Source organism: Arthrobacter sp. Bi26 (assembly GCF_918697925.1).
Classification (GTDB): domain Bacteria; phylum Actinomycetota; class Actinomycetes; order Actinomycetales; family Micrococcaceae; genus Arthrobacter.
Genome location: NZ_CAKKMF010000152.1, coordinates 1 through 6,700 on the forward strand (window position 1 = coordinate 1; position 6,700 = coordinate 6,700).

Genomic DNA, 6,700 nt, shown 5'->3' on the forward strand with positions numbered 1-6,700 from the left:
TCGGTAGTGAAGTGCTTCCGGTTCGAAACACGAACAGGCATAACGAAGTCCATGATGGACCTTCCCCCGCTCTGAGCACCGGCTCCAGCAACAGAAAACCTGTCACACAACAGCCTGACACACAGGGGATTCCGCATGTTTCCGGGGGAGTCCAGTGTTTGCGGGGGAGGGAATACGGTTCGAGTCCCACCTCGGGCACAGCATTCCCCCTCGTCAGAGGGGTTTTTGCTTTAACGTGTGTACATTGACCCTGGTTGGGTCCCTCTGACGCTTGTCGCGGCCTGTGGCCTGGCCGCCGCTGCGACCTGTTCGGTTGTGTGGGTGGCGGGGTCAGGGCCCTGGCTGGTGGGCCCTCCGCCTGCCGGGATCTGGGGTCATCCGGGTCTCCTTTGTGACTTGGTCGTGTGGGCGTGGTTGGTCTTGCACCTGTTCATGCCGCGGGCTCCTGCGGACGACATGACCTGAGGCGAATTTCTTGAAGATTTTTCTCCGGACGCCTTGTTTACCGGCGGCCCGAGGAGAGGGCGGGGGTGTGATGCCGTGGCCCTTCGGCGCCCCTCTCTCTACCCATTTCTGTTGACACGGGTTCATGCAGCCACGAGTCCTGCATGACATGACTTTCAGTGTGGTTCTCGGGTCCTTTGGTGTCAGGCTGGCCGCCTTCTGGATTTTCGGGGGGACCAGCCATGAGTCACCGCTGCCCTTACTGCTTGAAGGCGGCGTCGAAGGAGGTGTTGGACGCCGGGAAGTCGAACTTTTTGAGCGCGGCGAGGGCTTCGGGGGCGCCGTGGAGCCGGTCCATGCCGGCGTCCTCCCACTCGACCGAGATGGGGCCGTCGTAGCCGATCGCGGTGAGGGCGCGGAAGGACGATTCCCAGGGCACGTCTCCGCGGCCGGCCGAGACGAAGTCCCAGCCGCGGCGCGGGTCGCCCCAGGGCAGGTGCGAGCCCATCACGGTGTTCCGGCCGGTGGGCCGGAGCTTGGTGTCCTTGCAGTCCACGTGGTAGATCCGGTCCTTGAAGTCCCAGATGAAGGAAACCGGGTCGATGCCCTGCCACATGAAGTGGGAGGGGTCCCAGTTCAGGCCAAAGGCCTCGCGGTGCCCGATGGCCTCGAGGGTGCGGACGGTGGTCCAGTAGTCGTAGGCGATCTCGGAGGGGTGGACCTCGTGGGCGAAGCGGACCCCGCATTCGTCGAAGACGTCCAGGATGGGGTTCCAGCGGTCTGCGAAGTCCTGGTAGCCGGCCTCGATCACCTTCGCCGGGACCGGGGGGAACATCGCGACGTACTGCCAGATGGAGGATCCGGTGAACCCGACCACGGTGTCCACGCCCAGGGCCTTGGCGAGCCGGGCGGTGTGCTGCATTTCCTCCGCGGCCCGGGTGCGGACGCCCCCGGGGTCGCCGTCGCCCCACACCTTGGCCCCGACGATCGCCTCGTGCCGGAAGTCGATCGGGTCATCGCAGCCCGGTAACTGCCTTGTGGGCGTGCGTTTGGCGCCGATGGAAATTGTGTGGAATGACCAGGAACCCCGGCGGCAATGAAAATGCCGATGGCAGTTTCCAGCAAGGGGTCCGCGAAGAGAACGCCGACGGCTGTCGGAACCGACAGGTAGCTGAGGATTAGTGCAGAGGGTGTGATCTCGTCGAGGTCTTGACCGGCCCCGCACTGGGGGGCATTATACAAGTCAACGAGGGGGAGGATCGCGTGCTCACTGAAGACCAAACGATCCTCGTGGAGATATCCGCAGTCACTGGCTGGGACGGTGCGTTCAGCATCCGGACAACCGCTCCTACCGCGGGTACGGGCCGCTCGACGGGGGAGACGATCGATGAGATCGTCGAGCTTTGGCGACCAAGATCTGACAATGGCCTGCGCGATCAGCCAGCATTCGACTTCAGTGGGTTGCACACTGCTGAAGGTCTCCTCCGGATCACCCACACGTTCGCCTCCCCAATCCTCCTTGAACTCGGGGTGGCTACGCTCCGGTCCGCCCCATGGGAGACGATCCTGACGACTCCGCCATTCAGTGGGCGCTCTGAGGGAGTCATCCGCTACTCTCGGCAGCTTTCCAAATACGCCCTGAGTCCGCTTCCGATGCCCGTCGACGTTCTGGTGGCGGATTTGGGTTATAATCCGGAACCGGAATTTGCCTCACTTCCCCACGCGCTCAAGCACTTCCGGGTGACCCACGCCACTCGTGTGACGTCATCCCGGCTGCGTGAGCTGCTGCGTTCCCATTTCGACATCGTGCACCTTCGGTCCGTCGAGGCCGCGGACAGCGACCCGCTGACGGACCTCCTCGAGGCGCTTCCTCATGACGAACTCGGGAGCCTGCTCATGGAGAAAGGGTCCGCGACGAGGCTGGTCCTCCTCGAGGACAATTCGTCCAATCTACGGCGAGGGCTTCAAGTCGGGCACGCTGCAATGGGAGGCAGCGGGCCGGCGGTAATCGTGACGAGCCCGTGGGAGTTCGACGTAAACAAGTTCTACTACGAACTGACCCACAGCACGGAGCTGCACGTCGCGTTCCTCCGGAGCAGGCGCGGTCAGACGCCCAGCCTTATGCTCCCCCGATCGGGAGAGAGCGCCCTCGATCTAAAAAACGCGGCTCGAGCGCTGCTTTTGCGCGTCGAAGCTGAACAGCGGCGAACTACAGAGGCAATCGCGGACCTGCAAAACTTTCCCTCGGGAACGCCTTGGACCCGAAACGTCGAAGACCGTCTGCGACGGTCATCCGACACGATCCACAGCCTAGAGCTGACCGCCTTGGACTTCCTACACGAGAGCGGCGGCATCGACCCGATGTCGGACGCGTCGGCGCGGCTCGGACGGATCAGCGACAACCGCGATCTGCGCCTGGTCGCGCAACGCGTGGTGAACACCTGGCTGACATCCCGCAACGGCGATGTGTTTCCTCGCGGCAGAGCGCTCAGACCCGGCGAGACCTGCATGCTCCAGGTGATGATCGGCCCTATATCGGCGTTGAGCGTAATACCCCGGCCCGCCGCCGTGCCCGACGGCGAGCTGACACAGTTCTTTCGCGCAGGCGCCGTCCCACTCCAGGTGATCGTCTCCAGCCTAGATTTCCGGATCGCCGATGACGTCGGAACGCTACTTCTTCCGCAGCCGCCGGCCGCTTCCGAGCCGCTCGCCTTCGAGCTCACTGCGCCTGCGGTAGGGGGGACTTCAAGGATCCGGGTTGGCGTCTACCACCGGAACAACCTGCTCCAATCGCTGCTGCTCACTACGGTGATAAGCGACAGAGACGAGCCCATCGACGGCGCCGTCACAGGTGAAGTGGAATGGGCGCTCAGCGGGTCGCTGAAGGACTTGGACAAGTACACGGAGCAGACGGTCAGCATCATGGCGAACGAAACGCTGACCGGATCCCACGTCCTCCTGGTGAAGGGCACGACGTTTCATCATACGTACGAAATTGGCGAGCTCGAGTCGAACGGCGCGGTCGAACAGGCCCGCGGCAATCTGCAATGGATCTGCGGTGATCCAAGCAAGGGCGAGCCGTACAACTTCGAGAACGACAACCGGGGTTCCATGGGCAGTTTCGTTGGGCAGGTCGCCACCCTCGCAAACTACGGGCTCAACCTTTATCTGGCACTTCTCGGCAAGGAACGCCAGCTCGACGCACTCCTTCGGCAGGCGCTGGCCGTGCCCGCTAGAATCCAGGGGGCAAATATGAAGTCCGCGAAGCGGGTATTCCCCTGGGCACTGGTTTACGACCACCGCCTCGTTTTCAGCCCGTCCAACAAGCTGTGCCCCGACTTTCTCGACTCACTTGAGCTACTCCCGGCAGGCGGGAACCTGGCGGGCGGCCGGTGCTTCTCAGAGGGGTGCCAGTTTCGGGAGGACGTAAATGTGGTTTGCCCGTCCGGATTCTGGGGCTTCCGGCACGTCATTGAGCAGCCACTCGGGACGCTGCCAGCTTCGAAGGACGTTGAAGACGCGGTGATCGGCACGCGTGAACTGGACGCGGTGGACAAGATTCCGGCCGCGTCCCTAAGCGTACTGATCGGCTACAGTCCGCAGCTGACGAAGTCCCGGTCCCACGTCGCGCACATCCGGTCCCTGCTGCCGGCCGCTCCGCCGCCGCAGACCGAGTCGGAGGTTCTGAGGGTCGGGCAAGGACTGCGGCGAGGCGACCTGACGGTCGTCTACTTCTATTGCCACGGTGGCTCCAAGTACGGTGAGCCTTGGTTCCAGTTCGACAATTCCGGAGAGCTCTTCCGCCCTAACAACCTCTACTCGCTCGGCGTGCAGTGGCCGCAAACGCATCCGCTGATTGTCGTGAACGGGTGCGAGACGGTAGGCCTGTCTCCGGACGACCTGACGAGCTTCAACAAGGAGTTCGCCGAGTCGATGGCGGGCGGCGTCATCGGGACCGAGATTTCGATCCCCGAGACCCTGGGAGACTACGTCGGTTCCGAGTTCATGGCCGGGTTCCTTGAGGGCCGCGAGGTCGGTCAGGTGATCCGGGAGGTCCGCCTCGGGCTGCTTGCCCGGCTCAATCTTTTGGGCCTCGCCTACACCCCGTACTGTCTGGCGAAGCTGCACCTAGCCCCCTAATGACGCCTATCGATTGAGAAAGGACATCTAATGTTCGAAGAGATTGGCGCGGTGCTGTTCGGAATCGTCATCGGATGGATTACTTATCGCACACTGAGACGCAACGGCGCATCCACCGGAATTTCGGACATCGCGACGGTGATCGGCGCGGTCGGTGGCGCTGCCGTCACAACCCTGTTCGACGCCTCCGGGCTGTTCGGTCTGTATGCCATCGGGCTGGCAGTCGGTTTCTTCGGGTACCTCATCGCGGCGCTCTTTCTCGAGGGCCCGAAGAAGACCTCGAACTGGATGGGCGCACAGTACGACCAGCCTACGACGCAGGGCTTCGGCAGGACATGACTTATGGGTTAGACTCGATGGTCCATTGGCGAAAAGACAGTCCGGCTGGCAGGGCCGAAGCAAGACTCGTAGGGTGCGTGGCAGCGCCCGGCACCTATCGACACCTCCGGCTGGTCGATAGCGCTCAGGGCTGTTCTCATGGCAGGCTGTAGCTGGCTACTGATCGGCGGCATCGGCGGCGCAGCGGACGTTCAGTCCTACACGTTCATCCTCTTTTGGCGGTGCTATCGAACGTGGCGTTGCTGGTCGTCAAGTCGTGGAAGCCGCACTCGAGCGCTGATGAGGCCGCCCAGACCCTGCGGAAAGCGTTCCAAAACCCGACACCATCCATAGATACGTCCGGAAACCCCTCAGGGCTGCAGGATTTGGCTGGCTAGGACCGGGCCTCTTATGTCGAGCTCGATGACGGGGCAGGTCGCCACCCCCGGCGCACCATCATTGCCCGGTAGCCGCAACGCGCGGCCGCGAACCGGTGCAATGTCCGGTACGGGACCTGGCAGCCATTCCGGGCCAGCAGCTCATGGACGTTCACCAGCGTCGGCGCCTTACCGGCCTTACCGGCACCGGTGCCGCTGATCCAAGAGTGGATCTGCCCCTCATGACGGATCAGAGCCTCCCACGCAGCCCCGTGCCCGTTCGCCCGTGACGGGCTGACCGCAGCAACCGCCACGCCGACGAGCTTATCGGTCATCCTTCTGGACAGAATTCAGGAATCAGTCCTACGTTTGTTCAAGATTTGCTCAAGTTTGCCTCGTGAGCAACGCGACGCCACGGCTATTCGTTGTAAAGGGCAGCCGTCGACCCATACGAAAATGTGTGTCGGGCCGGCATAAGGCGCCCCCTTGAAGCAAAAAGGAAGTGTGTACAAAGTACACACTTTGGGCTTCGGACCGGGTCGTATGTGGGTCGGACCGGGCCGGATTCCGTATGTTTCCGGGGGAGCCCAGTGTCTGCGGGGGAGGGAATGCAGTTCGAGTCCCACCTCGGGCACAGCATTCCCCCTCGTCAGAGGGGGTCTTTGCTTTAACGTGTGGACATTGACCCTGCTCGGGTCCCTCTGACGCTTGCCGCGGCCGGTTGCCTGGCCGCCGCGGTGGCCTCTGAAGTTATGTGGGTGGCGGGTTCAGGGTCCTGGCTGGCGGGCCCTCCGCCTGCCGGGAAGTGGGGTCATCCGGGTCTCCCTTCTGGCTGCTCGTGGTGGCCGTGGTTGGTCTTGTACCTATTCATGTCCTGGGGTTGTGGTGATGACATGACCTGCGCGAAATTCTTTTCAGATTCTTGGCCTCGACTCGCTGCTTCTTGGAGCCTGGGGGAGAATCTGGCGGCTGTTTGTCCGGCCAAAGATGGTGTGTACAGTGTGTCCACACGCGGGTTCAGGTGATGCCGTTGCTGTGGGTGGCTCCCTCCGTGCCTGTTTCTGCTGTCACGACTTTCATGCAGTCACGAGGTCTGTGTGACATGACTTCCGGCTGGCTCTCACGTCTTTTTTGTGCGTGGCCGTGACCGGGCCGCCGGTACAGATGCCATGGTCGGGAGGTGGCCATGGACTGCGGGTACTGTGGCAGTGTCGTCGACGGCAGCGGCGGTGTGCGGGACCGGGGCGTTCTTCCATCGCCGTACTCGATCTCCTTGGCGTATCAGCAGACAACGACTTCAGCTGCGTTGGGTTGGCCGGAGCGACTCGCCGACAGCAAAGGACCCGATCGCCGTCGTAGGGGATTCCCGGCGTCGGAAGTGCTGAATGCCCAAGGGGCCGGGTCACGGGGTAGGGCAATGC

2 protein-coding genes and 1 pseudogene are annotated in these 6,700 nt (G+C 62.9%); 2 read left to right on the forward strand and 1 reads right to left on the reverse strand.

Annotation, left to right across the window (positions count from 1 at the left end; all coding sequences use genetic code 11):
* Positions 1-703: 703 nt before the first annotated feature.
* Positions 704-1,465: pseudogene (locus LQV16_RS22530) on the reverse strand (sugar phosphate isomerase/epimerase family protein); the annotation flags it as partial.
* Between the two features lie 242 nt (positions 1,466-1,707).
* Here LQV16_RS22530 and LQV16_RS22535 point away from each other — a divergent pair.
* Positions 1,708-4,584 carry a hypothetical protein gene (locus LQV16_RS22535; protein WP_229996071.1) on the forward strand — a complete coding sequence of 959 codons (2,877 nt, stop codon included), beginning with the start codon at positions 1,708-1,710 and terminating at the stop codon, positions 4,582-4,584.
* A 30-nt stretch (positions 4,585-4,614) separates the two neighbouring features.
* Positions 4,615-4,923, forward strand: coding sequence for a hypothetical protein (locus LQV16_RS22540; RefSeq protein WP_229996072.1), 309 nt, complete (start codon positions 4,615-4,617; stop codon positions 4,921-4,923).
* Positions 4,924-6,700: the final 1,777 nt, after the last annotated feature.